This is a genomic window from Thermogemmatispora tikiterensis (assembly GCF_003268475.1).
GTDB lineage: Bacteria > Chloroflexota > Ktedonobacteria > Ktedonobacterales > Ktedonobacteraceae > Thermogemmatispora > Thermogemmatispora tikiterensis.
The window spans coordinates 1,749,007-1,767,813 of sequence record NZ_MCIF01000002.1 but is presented as its reverse complement, the minus strand read 5'-3'; the positions used below and the strand labels follow the sequence as shown (position 1 = coordinate 1,767,813).

At 60.1% G+C, this 18,807-nt stretch carries 8 protein-coding genes; 3 read left to right on the top strand and 5 right to left on the bottom strand.

Annotation, left to right across the window (positions count from 1 at the left end):
* Positions 1–205: 205 nt before the first annotated feature.
* Together A4R35_RS07085 and A4R35_RS07080 are read right to left on the bottom strand one after the other, a co-directional pair.
* Complete coding sequence (locus tag A4R35_RS07085) at positions 206–2,473, bottom strand: FdhF/YdeP family oxidoreductase (protein ID WP_112427884.1); 2,268 nt, start codon at positions 2,471–2,473, stop codon at positions 206–208.
* 187 nt (positions 2,474–2,660) lie between these two features.
* On the bottom strand, positions 2,661–3,932 hold the full coding sequence (locus A4R35_RS07080; protein WP_112427882.1) for an L-lactate MFS transporter: 1,272 nt from the start codon (positions 3,930–3,932) through the stop codon (positions 2,661–2,663).
* Positions 3,933–4,769: 837 nt separating this feature from the next.
* On the opposite strand from A4R35_RS07080, the gene A4R35_RS07075 reads away from it, so the two are divergent.
* Positions 4,770–5,825: a class I SAM-dependent methyltransferase gene (locus A4R35_RS07075; RefSeq protein WP_189361448.1), complete on the top strand. Its 1,056-nt coding sequence runs from the start codon at positions 4,770–4,772 to the stop codon at positions 5,823–5,825.
* Positions 5,826–6,000: 175 nt separating this feature from the next.
* On the opposite strand, the gene A4R35_RS07070 is transcribed toward A4R35_RS07075, so the two are convergent.
* Positions 6,001–8,961 (bottom strand): cellulose binding domain-containing protein, encoded by a 2,961-nt coding sequence (locus A4R35_RS07070; protein WP_223258240.1) that lies wholly within the window; start codon positions 8,959–8,961, stop codon positions 6,001–6,003.
* A 537-nt stretch (positions 8,962–9,498) separates the two neighbouring features.
* On the opposite strand from A4R35_RS07070, the gene A4R35_RS07065 reads away from it, so the two are divergent.
* Together A4R35_RS07065 and A4R35_RS07060 are read left to right on the top strand one after the other, a co-directional pair.
* Positions 9,499–10,791 (top strand): helix-turn-helix domain-containing protein, encoded by a 1,293-nt coding sequence (locus A4R35_RS07065; RefSeq protein WP_112427876.1) that lies wholly within the window; start codon positions 9,499–9,501, stop codon positions 10,789–10,791.
* Between the two features lie 656 nt (positions 10,792–11,447).
* Entirely contained in the window at positions 11,448–13,943 is a 2,496-nt protein-coding gene (locus A4R35_RS07060; protein WP_112427874.1) for a glycoside hydrolase family 9 protein, read from the top strand.
* A gap of 428 nt (positions 13,944–14,371) precedes the next feature.
* Here the strand turns inward: A4R35_RS07060 and A4R35_RS07055 are convergent, their stop codons facing one another.
* Together A4R35_RS07055 and A4R35_RS07050 are read right to left on the bottom strand one after the other, a co-directional pair.
* Positions 14,372–15,286 carry a hypothetical protein gene (locus tag A4R35_RS07055; protein WP_146747135.1) on the bottom strand — a complete coding sequence of 305 codons (915 nt, stop codon included), beginning with the start codon at positions 15,284–15,286 and terminating at the stop codon, positions 14,372–14,374.
* A 471-nt stretch (positions 15,287–15,757) separates the two neighbouring features.
* The gene (locus A4R35_RS07050; RefSeq protein ID WP_112427870.1) at positions 15,758–18,331 is read right to left on the bottom strand and encodes a glycoside hydrolase family 48 protein; all 2,574 of its coding nucleotides are present in this window, start codon (positions 18,329–18,331) and stop codon (positions 15,758–15,760) included.
* Positions 18,332–18,807: the final 476 nt, after the last annotated feature.

Genomic DNA, 18,807 nt, shown 5'->3' with positions numbered 1-18,807 from the left:
CCGCGGTACCCGACCCTGGCTCCCTTTCCTGGAGAGCCGTGAGGCTCTCGCTCTTACCTCCCTGTCCCCGGGAGGAAGAACGGGCGGCTGTGGCCTGTTATGCAGCTCACAGCCGCCCATCTTACTCTTCTGATTACTAGCTGGCCGCCTGATCCTGGCGGTAACCGGTGAGTGATCTGCTGCAGGTGAGCTATGGCTAGTCCGGTCAGTGGCTTGCGCTGCTGGCAGCGGCCAGCGCAGGTGTCGCCAGTGGCACGATCTCGACAAGAGCGTTGTAGTCGGGCATGCCAGCGGCAGTATCACAGACGCGCCGGCGCAGCAGCACATTGCATTCTGGCCAGAAGGCTTGCACGTTGCGCGGCTTGATCTCGTCAATGAAGATACGGCACTCCATGCTCTGGCCGTTGTCGCTCCGGACTAGCACGCGGTCGCCGTGCCGCAGGCCCAGGGCGGCAGCGTCTTCGGCAGAGATAAAGAGGCTATCGCGCGGGGCCCCGCTCATGGTGTCCTTCTTGCCGTAGATCAGGCTGTTGAACTGCTTGCCGCGACGGGTTGAGAGCATGAAGCGTCCCTCGGGCAGATTTAATTCAGGGGGGCGCAGTACAGAGAAATGGGCCTTGCCGTCGGCAGTCTTGAACTGGCCATCACGGTAGAGCACGCGCCCGCCATATTGCACCTGATCGCCAGGCTTGCGCAGACGCTCGATTCCCGCGTAAAGCGGCATCACCCGTGCAATCTCCTCACGGATCGCCTGAGCGTTGGGAAAAACAATGCGCTCGCGGCGCTCCGGATAGGCACGGGCGGCCACCTCCTGGAAGATTTCCCACTCGCAGCGCGCCTCACCGACGCGTGGCCCGGGAATCTCGGGGGTGAAGATAATGCGCCGCTCGGTGCTGGTCTCAGTGCCGCCTCCTGGCTGTTCATAGCGCGTTTGGGCGGGTAAGAGCACAACCGTATCCGCGGGATCAACCAGCATCTGACTGGTCACAAAGATGTCCTGGTGCACACGCAGCGGGATGCGCTCCAGAGCTTGGCGCACATAGTCTGGATCGGGCAACACCTCCAGGAAGTTGCCGCCGCTGCAGTAGAGCACATCGAGATCGCCGTCGTAGGCGGCGTCGATCATCTGCACGGCGCGCAGCCCGCTTCCTTCTGGTACCTCGAAGCCCCAGAGCTGGCTGAAGCGCTCGACATCAGCGGGATTGTTGACGGAGGCCCCGCCTGGCAGTAGGTCGGGCACAGCCCCAACCTCGGCTCCGCCCTGGACGCCGCTGTGACCGCGAATGGGCACCACGCCGCAATGCTCCTGGCCGACCCAGCCCTGCGAGAGAGCCAGATTGACCACGGCCTTGACGTTATCGACACCGAAGGTGTGCTGGGTCAGACCCATACTCCAGATAAGGATGCCGCGGCGTGCCTGGTGGATCAACTCGGCGAAGCGGCGCATCTCCTCCCGTGGCAGGCCGCTATAGCGCTCTAGCGTCTCCCAATCCTCTTGAGCCAGCTCGGCCTGCAACTCTGGCCAGCCCACCGTATGGCGGGCGATGAAGTCGCGATTGACCCAGTCTTGTTCAATCAGATACTTGAGAGTGCCGTTAAGGAAGGCGATATCGCCGCCCGTCGAGACCTGAAAGAAGTCGTCCATCAATCTGGTGCCCATCACGGCACTCTCGGGGACCGAGGGCACCCAGTAGCGCGTCAGGCCCGGCTCCTTGTAGGGGTTGATCACGACGATCCGCGTGCCAGCCTTTTTAGCGTAATAGAGATATTTGGTAGTCACAGGCTGGTTGTTAGCGATATCGCTGCCAAGTAGTATCAGCAGATCGGTGCCGATCCAGTCTTTGTAGGAGACCGAGGAGGCCCCAACCCCCAGCGTCTGCTTGAGAGCGACAGTGCTGGGAGAGTGACAGACGCGGGCGGCATTATCGATATTGTTGGTCCCCAGGAAGCGGGCCACCTTCTGGGCGACGTAGTAGACCTCGTTGGTGATGCCGCGCGAGGTCAGATAGAAGGCCAGGCGATCCGGGCGCGTGATACGGATGCGTTCGGCGATCAGATCGAGCGCTTCGTCCCAGGAGATACGCCGAAAGCCGTTTTCACCACGACGTCGCACCATTGGATAGGGAAGACGACCAAGCTGGCGCAATTGAGGGCTGGAGAGCTGCTTGAGGCTGTCTAAATCGTTGGTCAGCCGTTCCCAGGGCATGGCTCCCATTGTATTCAGCTGTAGCAGATTGAGGCGGATAGTGCACAGGTGGATGCCGTCCATCGTCCAGTCGTGCATGCCGTAGGTGCCAAGGGCACAGCCGTCGCAGCAGCCGCGTGTCAGAATGCGCCAGGCGTAGAGCGGATGGCGCCGATTCTGCCAGAAGGTGCGCGCGATCTCGGTGAAATGATGGGGCTTGCGCTCGCCCAGGCCAAAGGGCTTCCAACTGGCCCACAAATGCGGCGCGATGAGCTTGTTTGCAGCCATAGCCTCGCCCTTTCTCTTGTGAAAGTATCGTGACGCTCTCTTACTGCCGAGGATCGAAGTCTGTGCAGAAGCAGGGGTGATGAAACGTTCATCTTTGCAAAGCAGGGCCCAGGTCAGAAGCCTCGGCTTCTGACCGCGCTGGCCTGGCCTGGCCCTGGCCCTGGCCCTGGCTGGCAGGTAGGTCAGCTTATGCCGGCGCTGCCTCGCCCGCGGCCTCGATGCGCGGCGGGCGCGTGAAGAGAGGCAGCAGGAAGCTCAGGGCCATAATGATGGCCAGAGCCACAAGCGCCACGACGTAGCCACCGGTGCGATCCTTGACCTGGGCGATCAGAATCGGCCCGAGCACGCCGCCGGCGCTCCAGGCGGTCAGCATCAGACCGTAGATCGAGCCGGAGTGTTTAGGGCCGAAGTAGTCCGCCGTGAAGGCTGGCATGGTACCGAAGCCGCCGCCATAGCAGAGGGCCACCAGCAGAGCCGGCACTAGAATAACGGCGAACGACTTGATGAAGGCGGCCATTAGCAGGAAGAGGATGATCTGCAGCGCAAACATGATCATGAAGACCTGACGGCGCCCGATCAGGTCGGAGAACCAGGCCCAGACAAAGCGTCCGCAGGCATTGAAGATAGAAATGAGGCTGACAAAGAGCGTGGCCAGGGCATCGGGAGCACCGCCGCCAAGGGCGATCTGTTTGGCCTGAGAGATCATGGCGATGCCGGCAGTCACGTTAAGCGCCAGGATGCCCCAGAGCGCGTACCACTGCCAGCGCGTCAGCGCCTCGCCCGGAGTAAAGTCGCGGCTGGCCCGTTGGGAAATTACCTGGGCGCTGGGGACCCAGCCGGCGGGACGGTAGCCTGCCGGCGGATTGGCGTAGAACTGAGAGGCGAGGCCGATGAGGATCAGGTAAATAATGCCGAGGGTCATGAAGGCCGGACCGATGCCGTGGGCCTGGATGCCTCCACCGTAGGCGCTCATGAGGATAGGTCCTACTTGCGAGACGATCACTGCCCCGCCGCCGAAACCGAAGACAGCCAGGCCGGTCACCATGCCACGTTTATCAGGAAACCACTTGACCAGGGTCGCTACGGGCACAATATAGCCGAGTCCCATGCCCAGGCCCCCAAGCACTCCATAGGCCAGGCAGAGGAGCACTAGCTGATTGCCGGTAAAGCCAGCCAGGAAGACACCTAATCCGTAGCAGACAGCAGCGGTCGTGCCCACAATACGTGGCCCGACACGATCCATCCAGAAGCCTCCGATGGCCGCGGCAATGCCTAGAACAAGAATGGCGATCGTGAAAGGCAGCGTTGCCTGCGTGTTATCCCAGCCATAGAGTTTTTGCAATTGGGAAGAGAAGACGCTCCAGGCGTAGACGGAACCCAGCGCGAGCTGCATGACAATGGCAGCGATGACAATGATCCAGCGATTGCGTACCTGCGTCGTCGAGGTTGCGGTCGCCATAAGCTCATCCTTTCTGGCCGCTAGTCTCGCCTACTAGCAGCCTTGCTCTGCTCATCTGGCTGCGACGCCAGACCTGCTTGCTCACCGTTGCCGGTTGGCCGGTTGCTCATGACTATCAGTCAATACGGACCTGCAGGGGAATAGCGGCTTGCCGGCTGAGCTGACCGGGCACGAGAGTCGACGCCACCCAGTGGTGGGTGCAGCGTGTGCCAGGCCAACAGGTGGCTGCCCGGCAGAGCGCCAGGCATTTCGACCCATGGTTGACGGCTTCGTCGGTCAGAAAGGTCCTCCTCTGTGGCCTGTGGTCAGCCAGACCGCTGTGGCGAAGGAAAGGAACGGGCCCCAGGCTGCTTGCCAGGCGTCAGAACCGGTCTGCCATGCGCACGGATCGATGCGCTTGCTGAACACCAGCGCCAGGCCGGGGTAGATACCTTCTCTCCTCCCTCTTCTGCCAGCTCGCTCGCCTCACTCAGCTTATCGGGCAGAGACAGAGGTCTGCCCCTGGTGATGCCAAAAGCTTCAGAAGGATGGAAAGAAGTACCGATGCCTGGTCCGGGCTTGGCGCGTGTACGCTGCAGAGAAAGCCTCAGTGGCCCGTGCTAAGGCTCTCAGCGCCCGGTGCTTCGCCCTGGAAGCAGAGTACTGAGGATCTGTGATAGTATGTGATAAGTATACCAGACTTCGGTGAGCCAATCAAGTCCATCTCTGCTTAATCTTCAAAGATCTGCTGTAGTATTTAAACTAGTATTCCTCTCTAGAAAGAATCAATTGCCTGGCTGTCGGCCAGGCAACTGGCGGCCTCTCAGAGTTGCAGGGCCAGAAATCAAGGAGGGAGGGGTGACCATCGACAGGAGCAGGAATAGAGAGAGGAGCGAGGGCGAAAGCCGATCAAGTAGGAAAGCACGTCGTCTCCAGGCCGTCAGAGTGGGAAATCTGCGCGTCCTGGCTCTGGAGGGCGAGCATGAGCGGGAGCTACTCACGCATCAGCTGTGGCGTCAAGGCTGGAGCGTCCGACGAACGTTCCATTTTCTTCTCGCCTGGCGATCGAGGGAGTCAGAGAGGCCTGTTCCAGAGGAGCGGCTCCTGGCCCATTGGCTGAGCGAGGGGGAAAGCGACAATCGGCTCGTTGATTATCTTCAGCAGGAGCTGGTGAGTATTGGCTGGCTGCAGGACGAAGCCGACTTTAGTGCGGCCCTGAACGCTCTCGTCGTCTCCTTTGATCCGGCAAGGCCCTTGCGGGCCTGGCGCCTTTTTGCTCTCAATACCTTCACCCAACTCAGTGAGCGGATTGCTCAGGTCCCCGCGAGTGTAGCGACCAGCACTGAGACTACAGAAGACAGCGAGACCATCGCCTCCTTTGCGGCCATTTATCGTCGTCTATTCTCTCTGCTGCAGGGGAGTAGCTTGCTCGATGTTGGCTGTGCCTGTGCCTACTGGCCATTACTCGTGGCCAAAGGCGGTCACTGTCTGCCGGGGCCGATCGTCGCCGTCGATCGACGGGTTGAGGCCCTGCGCTTATCAGCGCTCCTGGCGGAGACTTTGGGACTGGCCGCTCAGCTGCGCTTTGAGCAGCAAGACCTTTGCCAGCCGGCCTTTCTCCATCTGGGACAGTTTGATACCGTCACCGCTATTCACCTTCTGGAGCATCTAGAAGAAAGCCAGCTGCCGCTAGCGCTAGATCAGCTGCTCCAGGTCACTTGTCGTCGTCTTCTGATTGTCGTTCCCTATGAGGAGCAGGCCCAGATCTGCTATGGGCACCGTCAAGTCTTTTCAACCGCGAAACTCCAGTTTTGGGGACAATGGTGTCTGGAGCGGCTTGAGGGGAGAGCCACCTACTGGTGCGAGGACCTCCTTGGGGGGCTTCTTGTGGTCGAGCGCCATCATCAGCCTTAGCGAACAGCGCTTGATGAGAGGCCAGCAGCTGGTCAAGAAGCGAGCTAAGAGAGAACGGAGCAGACTCAGGTAAGAGCCTGCTCCGTTAGGAGAGAGGAGTCCGCTTGGCGGAGCCAGACCACGGCACGGCCAGGTTCCGGCCAGGCGGACTGGTCATTGAAAGAAACGGAAGGCGCTAGACGATTGTACAGGCGGTTCCGTTCAGATAGAAAGCTGTTGGCGATGGATTGCTGCCGCTCCAGCTTCCATTGAAGCCCGGGTAGACCGACGAGCCTGGTGCAATCGAACCGTTGTAGCTGGCGTTCGTAATCGTCACCTGGCTCCCTTGCTGCGAGAAAACCCCATTCCAGCCCTGGGTCACCGTCTGGTTACCAGGGAAGGTAAAGGTCAATGTCCAGCCATTAATCGTTGTTGTCCCCGTATTGGTCACCGTCAGGTTGGCCGTGAAGCCACCTGGCCACTGATTAACGGCGTAGTGGACGCTACACTGCAGCCCGGCTACAGGCGTTGAGGTAGCGGTAGGAATCGGTGTTGGGGTAGGGGTAACTGCCGCAGTAGGAGTTGGCGTCACCGTCGGTGGCGGCGTTGGTGTTGGGGTCGGCGTTGGGCTGGCAGCTGCTGTTGGAGTAGGAGCAGCTGTCACCGTTGCTGTTGGGGTGGGCGTCGTCGCGGCTCCGGCGATATCGCCATAGACGATTCCGAAGCCATTCGTGCCCAGGTAGACGCGACCGTAGATACGCGGATCGCCGGTAATCGTCGTAATGTTACCGTATTGATGCTGACTATCGTTAATCAGCACCCAGGTATTGCCCCCATCGTCGGAGCGGAAGATGCCGCGTACATTGCCGACGATCCCACTGATATAGATTGCCGGGTAGCTCTGGCCGGGGGCGGGCATGCCGAAACCGATCTTATCGGCACCGGCCAGGCTGGTCAGCTTTGTAAAGGTCTGACCACCGTCAGTCGAATGCCAGAGGCCGTAGTCACTGGTCCAGGCATTGCCGCCGGCTACCCAGACATCTCCCTCGTGACCGGGCACTGCCTTGACCACCACCGAGTCGCCGGCCTGGGGCAGGCCCGTCGCCGATGATGCGGTGAAGGTGGCACCGCCATCCGTGCTGTACCAGAACTTCCCCTGGCCGTAGGCGTAGAACTTTTTCGGATTGACGCGATCCGAGGCCACGACAGCATTCTGGGGCACATTGGCTGAAGCCACCCAGCTATTGCCATTATCGGTCGAGTAGGAGACCGGGGCATTGACCGGGGCCCACAGCACACGGCTGGCATCAGCGGCGGCGGCCACCGTGCCACCGTTCTGCGAGACGCCGGGGATATCCTTATTGCCGGCGAACCAGGTAGCGCCACCATCGTAGCTGAAAGCCGTGCTCGTCACCGGCGGACTGGCGCTTGGATTCCCGTAGCCAACGCGCACCATAAAGTTCGGGTTCTGCTCGGCGTAGTCAATGGCAGCATACGAACCGGCATAGGGGATGTAGTACATCTCCGAGGGTGACTTTGTGAGATCATCGTGGCGGAAGCCGCTCACATCGGCCATTGTACTGTAAAGATGAGCATTGGCCGGTGGACTCACCAGATCGGTGACATACTCCTCCTCGATGCCAAGAGCAGTGCTCTTAAAGTTGACGATGCCGCCATTCTGGTAGTTATCCCAGGCCGTTAGATTGTTGGTGGAGTAGAGCGTAGCGCCGGTGCCATACATCAGGCGATCCGAATTGAAAGGATCGATGTTCATCCCCTCGATCATCCAGCCTAGCTTCACTGCTGGCACGGGCGGCACCGGGTTCTTGTTACCGAAGTCGAGCCAGGGAGCGTTAGAGACATCGATCGTATAGTAGAGGTTGCGGTTCGGATAGCTGGCCCAGGTCCAGATGGGTTCCCAGCTAGCGCCGCCATTAGTGGTGCGGAAGAGCTGGGCGTCGGGCCACCACGAATTGACACTGGCGACCACGATGGTGCCAGGATGCTGCCAGTCGACAGCCAGGCCGCCGTAGCCAAAGTAATCGTTGGCACTATCGGAGCCAGGCACGGGGCTGATCTTTGTCCAGGTCCCGCTGCTGGGTGTAAACTTCCAGACATCGCCGCGGCTCCCGTTATAGGGGCCTTCCCAGTCGCTGTAGGTGACATAGAGCGTCCCCTGCGAATCGACCTTGCCCTGATGGGGGAGATAGCCAGTAGAAGCGTCGCTGGTTGTACTCCAGGTAGCGCCGCCGGTGCAGGTCACCGTGGTACCACTGACATTGCAGGTTGGCTCTCCCGGGATCGGGGCCCAGGTAGCCCCAGCGTCGGTGCTGCGGTAGATATTGTAGGCCCCGCTGCGGTTATCGGCAACGCCGACATAGATGGTCTTGGTGGGGCTGCCCGGCGTGCCGGTCGAGGGATCGAAGGTCACCCAGACCACGCCCACAGGATCGCTGAGATAGCCGCTCGGATCGTTGGGATTCTCCGCAAAGGGGCCGGTGTCGGGGAAGTTGGTCACCTTGCTCCAAGTCACGCCGTAGTCGGTACTACGCCAGAGACCGTTGCCACTGCGGGCCCCGAAGTAGAGAATGGCGTCATCGTTGGGATCGACCGCCAGGCGCTCTCCCATGCCTCGCCCAGGCATGTTGCCGCCCATTTTAAAGGGCATCTGGGTGATCTGGAAGGTGTTACCGTAGTCGGTTGAGCGGAGGATGACCCCGTTCTGGTTAGTCCAGTTATTGGTATACATGCCGGCGGCGATATAGAGGCGATTGGGCTGCACGGGATCGGTGGCGATACTCTCAACGCCGGCCATATTCCAGTTGTCAGGGGTCACCCAGGCCATCAGTTGGGTCCAGGTGCCGGTTGAAGGGTTCCAGCGATAGGCTCCACCAATGTCTGTGCGCGCATAGATCAGATCCTTCTGTTTGGGATTAAAAACGACGTCGACGACAAAGCCGCCACCACCGCCAGTCACCACATTCTGCCAGGTGTAGGGCTGGGTCGCTGCCGGCGCGGCGCTGGCAGCGCGTGAATGTACACTGGCGAGAGTAATGGTGGGCAGAAGGATGGCGAAGAGGGCCAGCAGGGGCATGGCCCGCCGGGTCCATTTGGCCCATCTCGTCCACCTGCGGGGGGGTGAAACGTGTTCTACCATAGCAAGCACTCCTTTGCAGCGGTAGTCATAAAGAAACAGGCTGAGCGCTCAGGCGACACACAGGTATGGGGAACCTTGCTGCTCCGGCTGCTATTCGTGATGGTATCGCTCCCGGGAGCGATACCACAAGAGCAAGGGCTGAGCAGGTAGTAGGCAGGTGGGCAGCAGAACGCCTCCTGCTCGAGAGGCGACAGAGGAGGGAATCGGAGTGATTGAAATGCATGAATATACAATTGAGGTTCATTGGCGCGACTAGAGGTTGCTACTGGCGGGCGGTAATGCTACAATAGCAATCGTAAACGGTTCCGTAATCGGTTACATAACGAATGAAACTGTTGTGATCTGCATTGTTAGGAAGCATCTCTCATTGTACAGCGGCAGGGCGCGGTGAGAGTGTACAATCGAAAGAGTGAGCAATGCAGAGAGCAACGGGATGCTGTGAGGTTGCGATCAGCAAGCAAAGGCCGTCACAGAACTGTAGAGCAGGATGCTCTCAGCAGAGAAGCCAATGCTGCGAGGTCTTTGGAGGAGACACGCATGCCGACCCCAAATCGTCGCCTTAGGCAGGCACGCGAACTACGAGGTTGGTCCCAGGCCAAAGTTGCGGAGCAGATTGGTACCGATGCCACCACGGTCAGCCGTTGGGAGAGAGGGTTGTTTTCTCCGACCCCCTACTTTCGTGAGAAGCTCTGTCAGCTCTTTGGCAAGAACGCCGAGGAGCTAGGGCTGCTAGACAGTAGCAAGGAGCAGCCCGGGGGGAGCGATGTCACGGCGATGGCGCCGGCGCTGGTGGGGAAGGAAGTCGGAGAGAACAGCCATGTGCTGCCCTGGGGAGTGATGCCGCCCCAAGCGCCGTCATGGCAGCAACGCACGGACACCTTTGCCTATATTTTGCAGAGTGCGGTTCATGACGTGCAGGCGCATCTCCTCTGGGAAGAGGCTTATGTACGAGTGCTCCAGGGTCAGCGGGCGCAGGCTCAGCGCTCTGGGGAAGCCAGTTTGACTGCCTTCGAGCAAGTTGGGCACATGAACGCTGCCGTTCTGCGCGAGTGGTTGCAACAGCATGGGCTGCTGACCTCCTCATCATCCCCCTCCACTCCCTCTTCGGCTGGGGTGATCGATCCGCCCGCGTCTCAGCAGCACCAGCAATCGCCAACTGCCGTGTCAGCCCCAGGGTCTGGGTCTGGGGCCTCTGAGAGACCGGTCGGAGCCATTCGTCGTTTTGGCTATGGCCGGAGCCTGGGTTTCCTCCTGGTGCTCATGGTAGTGGCCGCCGTGGTTCTTTGTGGACTTTCGCTTGGCCAGCTGCAGCCTACCGTTCTTTCCTCGCCTCGCCTTGCTGGCTCAGGGCAGGATGCCCGCACCCTTGACGCTGTCCCCGCTTCTGCGACAACTACTCCGACGCTCACCACTCCGTCTGCGACGGTGGTTCCACCCACGAAGACGTCTCAGCCCACGCAGTCCCCTTCCTCCTCTACGCCTCTGGCCCAGGCCTCGCCGACCGTCGCTGTGTCCTCCGCTGCTCTGATGATTACAGTCACTCCGGATAAACTCACACCGCGGGACTGCGTCCTTGAGGCTCTTGGCTATCGTTGCACTATAACGCTGTGGCCTTTCACTGGCCAGGCCAACAAGCTCTCCTGGCAAGCGAGCAGCCGTGATCTCCCTGTCCGTTTCAATCCTCCAGGAGGCACCTGTACCCCGGGGCAGCCGTTTGAGGTCATCACCTACATTGTGAGCAGCCCTGGTCAGCAGGGTCATCTCTTCTTTACCTTCATGGTCCCATCCTCGGGCGCCACCTACACGCAGATTGTGCTCTGGCAGGACTAGCCGGCTGGGCCTGCTCGTTGGCACGCCTGGTTTATGTCCCTGAACCTCGCGTGTTGGTTGGTGTCCGGCGCCAGCCCAGCCACTGCGCTTTCGTTGGGGTCAGTAAAGGGTCCAGGCATCTTGGTGAGCGCAGCGGAGTGCGAGGGGGTTGTGGTCGCTCTCGCTCTCTGCTGCTCGCCAGGTGCCTAATGACTGTCTAGCGGATGTTCTTGTTGGCATAGAGCTGGTGGGATACAGTATCTTTCCACCAGCTCTATGGGGGAAGCCACGATCCGCTTCCTCGGGGGCTTGAGCGGTGGGGGGGGAGGGCGGCAGTTCATGTCATGAAGGGGGTGGTCGGCGTCGCAGCGCAGCCAGCCGATGGCTCATTCGCTGCTTACTCACTGCTCACTCGCCGCAGGCTTCATCCGGTTTGCTGGTGATGGGGACTGCGGTGACTGGTCCAGTTAACGGGTCTGGTCGAGTGTAGTGGGACGAGGCGAGTGGGGTAAAGGACATCTGCTATCGCTGCCTGCATCCTATGTCAGGGGGCTCCTGCTCATGTGTTTGTCTGTCTTTGGCTCTGTGGGCCACCTCAGAGTCTCTTCGTTCGGAGGGAGGCATCGCTCTCGCTCTGTGACAGCAGGAAGGAAGATCGCGAAAGGAATTGGAGACCAATGAGAACCTTCCACCTGGGGGTACTGGTCAGGAGCAGGCTCACGCTCTCAGCGGCAGCGCTGATCGTTCTGGGGACCTTGCTTCTGCTGACGACCTGGCTAGTCGGCCCTTTCCCTCGTCCAACCTCGGTGCGCGCGGCGCCGGCCTTTAACTATGGCGAGGCGTTGCAGAAAGCCATTTACTTTTACGAGGAGCAGTCATCTGGTCCAAAGCCTTCCTGGAACCGTGTGCCCTGGATCGGCGATTCGGCCACCAAAGATGGCTCCGATGTCGGCCTCGATCTGACCGGTGGCTGGTATGACGCCGGTGACCACGTCAAGTTCGGCCTGCCGATGGCCTACACGGTGACGATGCTCTCCTGGGGGGTCATTCAGTACCGCAATGCCTTCGTCCAGGATGGGCAGCTCCCCTACATCCTCAACAATATTCGCTGGGCCACGGACTACTTTATCAAGGCTCATCCTTCGCCTAATGTACTCTATGGGCAGGTAGGCGACCCCAGTACCGACCATGCCTTCTGGGGGCCGGCTGAGGTCATGCAAATGGCCCGTCCCGCCTACAAGATTGATCCGAGCTGCCCTGGTTCCGATCTGGCCGGGGAAACCGCTGCTGCGATGGCTGCCGCTTCAATCGTCTTCCAACCAACCGATCCCTCCTATGCGAGCACGCTGTTGACTCATGCCAAGCAGCTCTACACCTTTGCCGATACCTACCGGGGCAAGTATGATGCCTGCATTACCGCCGCCAGCGGCTACTATACTTCCTTCAGTGGCTACAACGATGAGCTGGTCTGGGGGGCGATCTGGCTCTATCTGGCCACTAACGATAGCAGCTATCTCACAAAAGCCGAGAATTACTACAATAACCTCAGCTACCAGTCGCAGACAAACGTCCACTCGTATCAGTGGACGATCAGCTGGGACGATGTCTCCTACGGCTGCTATGTCCTGATGGCCGAGATCACAGGTCAGCAGCAGTACAAAGATGATGCTCAGCGCTTTCTGGACTGGTGGACAGTCGGTGTGAACGGCTCGCGGGTGACCTATTCCCCGGGTGGTGAGGCGTTCCTGAATAGCTGGGGCTCGCTGCGCTACGCGGCCAATACGGCCTTCCTGGCCCTCGTCTATGCCGACTATCTTGGTGCGAGCAATCCTCTCTATGCCCGCTATCACGATTTTGCTGTCCAGCAGATTAACTACATTCTGGGGGCCAATCCGCGCAATTGCAGCTACATGGTAGGCTTCGGTTCCTGCTATCCCCAGACGCCACACCATCGCGAGGCGCACGATTCCTGGACAAACGATATTAACAACCCGACCTACGAGCGCCATATCCTCTACGGGGCGATGGTCGGCGGTCCCAGCTCGGCGGATGACCAGTTCAGCGATAATCGCCAGGACTATCAGACCAACGAGCCAGCTGACGATTATAACGCCGCGCTGGTAGGCGCCCTGGCCCGTCTTTACCAGGAGTACGGTGGCAGCCCTGTCTCTTCCTTGCCCGATAAGCCCAAGGATGATGATGAGATCTATGTGACAGCGGCGGTCAACGCTTCTGGCAGCAACTTTACCGAGATCAAGGCCATCTTCATTAACAAGACTGGCTGGCCGGCCCGCGTGACCAGTAATCTCTCGCTGCGCTACTACTTTACCCTAGAGCCGGGCGTGACGCCGAGCATGCTCACGCTGAACATGAACTACACTGAGTGCGGCAACCAGCTCTCTGGGCCAACTCAGTACTCGGGCAACATTTACTATGTGACGGTAAGCTGCGCCGGCGTGCTGATCTATCCAGGCGGGCAGAGCAATTATCAGAAGCAGGTCCAGTTCCGCATTACCAGCTCTGGGGCCTGGGACCCAACCAACGACTGGTCGTATCAGGGTGTGGCGACGCCCGCCGGGGCGACGCCGGTGAAGGTGACCAATATTGTGGTCTTTGATGGGAATACCCAGGTCTGGGGGACGCAGCCCAATGGCACCGCGCCGACGCCAACGCCGGCGCCAACGGCCACAGCGACAGTGACTCCTACTGCCACGCCGACCGCGATAGCGACCGGCACACCGAATCCTACACCAACACCCAGCCCGACCTCGCAGCCTACACCGACGCCGAGTCCGACTCCAAGTCCGACCCCGAGTCCGACTCCAAGTCCGACGCCAACGGCGGGCCTGAGCTGTCGGGTACAATATGTGATCACGGGCCAGTGGCCGGGCGGCTTTGGCGCGGTGATCAACATCACGAATACGGGGACGACGACGATCAACGGCTGGACGTTGCAGTTTAATTTCCCGAATGGGCAGACGGTGACGCAGGGCTGGAACGGGAGCTTTAGCCAGTCGGGGAGCAAGGTGACGGTGACGAACCTGTCCTACAACGGGACGATTCCGCCGGGGACGACGCTGAGCAATGCGCCGGGCTTCAACGGGACGTGGACGGGGACGAACTCGCCGCCGACCTCCTTTACGCTCAACGGCGTAACCTGCAGCACCTCCTGACTGGGTAGCCTGGTTGCTCTGCGAGTTTGGCCTGCTGAGAAGAGAGGCTCTGCTTGCCAGGTGGGCAGCAAGCCGGTCAGAAGGTTCAGGGGACTGAGCGGGTGAGCGCACCCAGCGAGTGGTGATGATAAGAGCAGATAAACCTCCTCTCTTCTATCCCGTCGCCTCTAGCTGCAAGGAAGGGGAAGAGTAGCCATCAGGCTCTCTTCCCCTTCTCTTTGTTTGGCTCGTTCGCAACGGCCTTTCCCTCAGGCTAACGCGGGCTGGAGCCTGCCTCTCTCGGCTGCAGAGAGAGCGGAGTCAGGGCCAGGTGAGAATCGGAAGAAGGGCGTGGGCTGTGGTAAGCAGCTCCTATAGCCTTTAAGCATTGTGGTCCTGACGCCCTCTGCCAGTGCCTCGCCCTTTCCTGGCCCTGCCCTGACGGTGCATCAGGGACAGAGCACGTGGATAAAAGCGTGGCCGCCGTTGCTGCGTGGAATACCAACGATCCAATACTGGCCATCGATCTGGGCAATCTGGTCAAGTTCGCCGGCGTTGTCCGCCGTATCCTGGAGCATCTGCCACTGATGCCCATCCCAGTGAGCAATGAATGGCTGGAAGGTATTGCTGCTCTCACGGACACGCCCGACGACCCAGACGCTGCCAGAGCTGCTGACGGCCACACTGGCCAGCCAGTTGCTGTTGTCAGGGGGTACAGCTGGGGTATCGACGATCTTCCAGCTCTGGCCGTCCCAATGCTCGCTCAGAAGGCGCTGGCTGGCGCTGCCCACTGCCCACAGGTTGCTGCTGTTGCTTCCATCGATCGCGTAAAGCATGCCTCCACCGGAGGGAGTCAGATCGGGGCTAGCCACTGGATTCCAGGTCTGGCCGTTCCAATGCTCAATCACAGGCTGATTCACACTCTTGCCGCCGCGGATGAGGCTGCCGTAACCTACCGCCCAGACATCGTTGCTCGCCAGCGCCTTGACGCTTGTGAACTGGAGACCGCTCACTGGCTCGGGATGCTTGACAATGGTCCAGCGCTTGCCGTCCCAGTGCTCAATCAGTGAGCTGAGCGGTCCTCGGGCAGGCACCTGGAACCCCACGGCCCAAATGTTATCGCTGGCGGTTCCCGAGACAGCTACCAGGGTATTCTTGCCGTCAGGGGCGCCGTCAGGGGCGGCTACGACGCTCCAGCTCTTGCCATCGTAGTGGACTGTTATGGCATGGGAGGCGAGGCCATTCGTCAATTGCTCGCCCACAGCCCAAATATTATCTGGGGCGATCTCGTCGATGCTGCGCAGGTCAAGCTGGGCCGAGAGCGGACGGAAGGAGACGCTCCACTTTTTACCGTCCCAGTGCATGATGCCTGCGCCGATGCTCCAGACATCATGCGTAGAGAGGCCTGTAATGCCAAAACCGGTGAAGTTGGTGGACAATCCTTGTGGAGAAGCGCACCATGGCCTGGCAGGTGCCTGAGCGGTGTTCTGCCCGCCAGATACGGAACCGGAGCTGTGCCAGCTCTGTAGCAGGAAGAAGGCGCCGCCAGCGAGGAGACAGACCACCAGAAACAAGACGGTGAGGAGCTTGATGCGGCCTCGCGAGTCGCGTCGTGGTGCTTGCTTTTCCTCTGTGGGCATCCTGTTATCTGGAGAAGGGGGAGGGGTATGAGGTGCATAGGACGGGTAAGGTGGTGTGTGTTGTTCTCCCATCATGCGTTGAACTCCTACGTTTCGAATGAATTGTTGACCTTAAAAAGGGATGAAGGCGGCGGAGCACTCCGCCGCCTTCACCTCACCGATCTTTGGCCTCAAGCAGGCTTATACAGCTGTAGCTCAACTGGTACTACAGGTTACGCCGTTGAGCGTAAAGGAGGTCGGCGGCGAGTTCGTCCCCGTCCACGTCCCGTTGAAGCCCGGCGCATTGCTCAGCGTCGTCCCCGGCGGAATCGTCCCGTTGTAGGACAGGTTCGTCACCGTCACCTTGCTCCCCGACTGGCTAAAGCTCCCGTTCCAGCCCTGCGTCACCGTCTGCCCATTCGGGAAATTAAACTGCAACGTCCAGCCGTTGATCGTCGTCGTCCCCGTGTTCGTGATGTTGATCATCGCGCCAAAGCCGCCCGGCCACTGGCCCGTGATCACATATTGCACCCGACAGCTCAGGCCCGCCGTTGGCGTCGGACTTGGAGTCGGACTTGGAGTCGGACTTGGAGTCGGACTCGGCGTCGGTGTAGGTGTTGGCGTGCTGGTGGCCGTCGCCGTTGGGGTCACTGTAGGACGCGGCGTCGGAGTGGCCGTTGGCGTGCTGGTAGCCGTCGGCGTCGCTCCTGGTGTACTGGTGGCCGTCGCGGTCGGCGTGGGCGTACCCGAAGAAGAGGGTGGGAAGAGGATATCCACGTCGGCCATGGCCATTGCGATATCGGCCTGCGCCCAGAAGCGATGGTAGTTGAACGTGGGAGCGGGGCCACCGTTCAGGTAAGCCTGCACCTTGGGCCAGTTCGGGTCCTGTGTATACTTCGGGCGCTCGGTCAAGAAGGTCGTCGACGAGTTCAACGTCGCGCCCTGAGCATTCTTGCCGGTCCAGCCAGCAGGAATGTATGCCGAAGCGTTGAAGTTGCTATAGTCAGTGCGAGTCTCGGGATTGGAGATACCGATGCTATCCGAGTAGTCGTTCCACATATCGTCCAGCAGCGTCTGGGCCAGTGTGCGCGAAGAGGTATCACCCGACTTCGCGGCGTAGAAGAGCAGGGTCTTGGCCAGCGCTGCCGTCACGCCCACGTCGGTAGTCGTATCGACCACGGTCACGTGGAGGTTCGTGTTGGGCACCGGCGTTGAGTTTGCGGTCCAGTTCTGGGAGGGCTGACCGCTCCAGTTCAGGGTCGAGGGGATCGAGTAGGTGCCGTTCGAGTTGACCGTTGTCACCGACTTGGCCCAGGCGACCCACTTGTCGAGGATCGACTTGGCCGTTGCGTCGCCGGTCACATAGTAGTATTCAGCCAGGCGCTCCATTGACCAGGCCTGGTAACCGAACCAGTTATTGCTGGGAGGATTATGATAGACCGGCTCCCAGTCGTAGGCCATGCCGTAGAATGTCGGATCACCGGCAGGTGGAGCGCTGTAATTGCCGTTCCAGCTGTTCGTCGCACCGCCCGCAATAGCGCCCTCAGCGGACTGGAGCCACTCGTAGAATTGCAGTTGTCGCTGCAGGCTAGTTGCCCAGTCGCTCGGGGCAGTCGGCGACTTTGGCTCAAGCGCAGGGACGTTGCTCAGTGCCCAGGCGGCCAGCGGGTTTTGATAGCCCTGGTGAGCGGAGCTGGAGCCGATACGCCAGGCCCAGTTACCAGCCGAGGGCAGGGCACCGCCCCAGGCATAGTACCAGCCAAGCAGATAAGTAGCGCTGTTCTTGCCAGTGCCTGCTGGGCAGCTTGGGCTCTGGCAGCCCATCGTCTTAAAGTACTTGTCGAAGAGGCTGTAGCGCAGATAGTCGCCCATCTTGGCAGCTTCGGCAATCTCTGGCGCGATTGTGCTCTCCTGGCCCTGCGCGCTGGCCCAGGTGTAGGCCCAGTAAGCGGCCTGCACAGTGCGTGCATCGGCGTCAGGCGCGTCAGTGTAGCGCCACTGTTGCTGATAACTGCCGCCAGGGGCTGGCTTATTGAAAAGACTCAGGAAGCCGGTACCGTCGTTGCTGCCCCAGGTGAAGGTCTCACACTCGGGGTGAACGACCGTGTTCCAAACCGACTCCGACGAGCCGCGCTGATAGGAGTTGATAAAGGAAGGCTTGGTTGTGCCATCACCGCAGTGACCGTAGCCGTACCAGTTATCGGTATCGAGCAACCAGGGCATACCATAGATGTCAGGCGTGCCGTAGGTCTGCTGCAGCTCGTTGAAGAGTGGATCCTGCCCAACTGGCACGCTCGGATCGAGCTGGGTCGGGTAATCTGTGATGTTGGGCGACTCCGGCGCATACTGAGCAGGGCTACTGGGATTGTAGCCACTGTTGGTCGGCTGGTCCGAATGCGCCGGAATCATATACTTATCCATTGTCTGCCAGGCGTTGATGAAAGGCTGCCAGTTGCCCGTCACCTCGCCGTAGGTCGCCTCCAGCCAGATCCAGAAGCTGAAGGTCTCAGAGGTCGTCTCGTGCCCATAGTCAGGGGCCTCAACGATCAGAGTCTCCACAGAGTGATAGGGAATTCCCAGCGAGCTGAAGTAACCGTTCGCCGGGTTCTTGATCTCGTTATAGAGCGTCAGAAAGCGTTGCGTGTAGACCGATGTGGCTTGGGCAGCACTGGCGCTCTGGTTGGCCGCTCGCGTGACTGATAACTGTTGCAAGCCCAGTACTCCTCCAGCCAGGAGGGCGAGCATCACCAGCGCCAGCGACGCGGTGCGCAAAATCCTTTTACGATTCACACTAACCTCCTTGCTATCAGACTGCGTCGGCAATCTTCAATGGCAGGTCTCCTTGCTGCCCTCTTGCTCGCAAGATACGGTGTGCAGCGCTGCCTTCTGCTCGTTCTCCCGGGACGGGAGCAGGGCCGTTCCCTTCGGAACAGCTCCGAGCAGCATACCTGCTCGCTCTCACCTCCTTTCGCTTTTCTGACGAGGCCAGTGGGCCTCTCTTTACCTCTCTGCTCTTCCGTCTCGTTTGCCTGTTCCTGCTCGCCGTCTCGCAACCGCTTACGTGACCGGTTACGGAAACGTTGCTTAAAAAAGGCAAACAATTCGAATGTCAACTGGTAGTACCCCTATTGTAGGGGGCAAGCCGGGTTGGAACAACGGCAGCTACTAGGCAGCCTGTGAACAGATAGTAAGCGCTCCGTCCGTGCGGCAAGGTCAGGATTGCCTGTGAGGGAAGAAAGAGACATCGTCTGCGCTGCTCCGGTCTG

Coding starts and splice junctions, on each gene's coding strand:
- A4R35_RS07085 (WP_112427884.1), bottom strand. CDS start 2,473: ATGGCTGCAAACAAGCTCATCGCGCCGCATTTGTGGGCCAGTTGGAAG.
- A4R35_RS07080 (WP_112427882.1), bottom strand. CDS start 3,932: ATGGCGACCGCAACCTCGACGACGCAGGTACGCAATCGCTGGATCATT.
- A4R35_RS07070 (WP_223258240.1), bottom strand. CDS start 8,961: ATGGTAGAACACGTTTCACCCCCCCGCAGGTGGACGAGATGGGCCAAA.
- A4R35_RS07065 (WP_112427876.1), top strand. CDS start 9,499: ATGCCGACCCCAAATCGTCGCCTTAGGCAGGCACGCGAACTACGAGGT.
- A4R35_RS07060 (WP_112427874.1), top strand. CDS start 11,448: ATGAGAACCTTCCACCTGGGGGTACTGGTCAGGAGCAGGCTCACGCTC.
- A4R35_RS07055 (WP_146747135.1), bottom strand. CDS start 15,286: ATGCACTGGGACGGTAAAAAGTGGAGCGTCTCCTTCCGTCCGCTCTCG.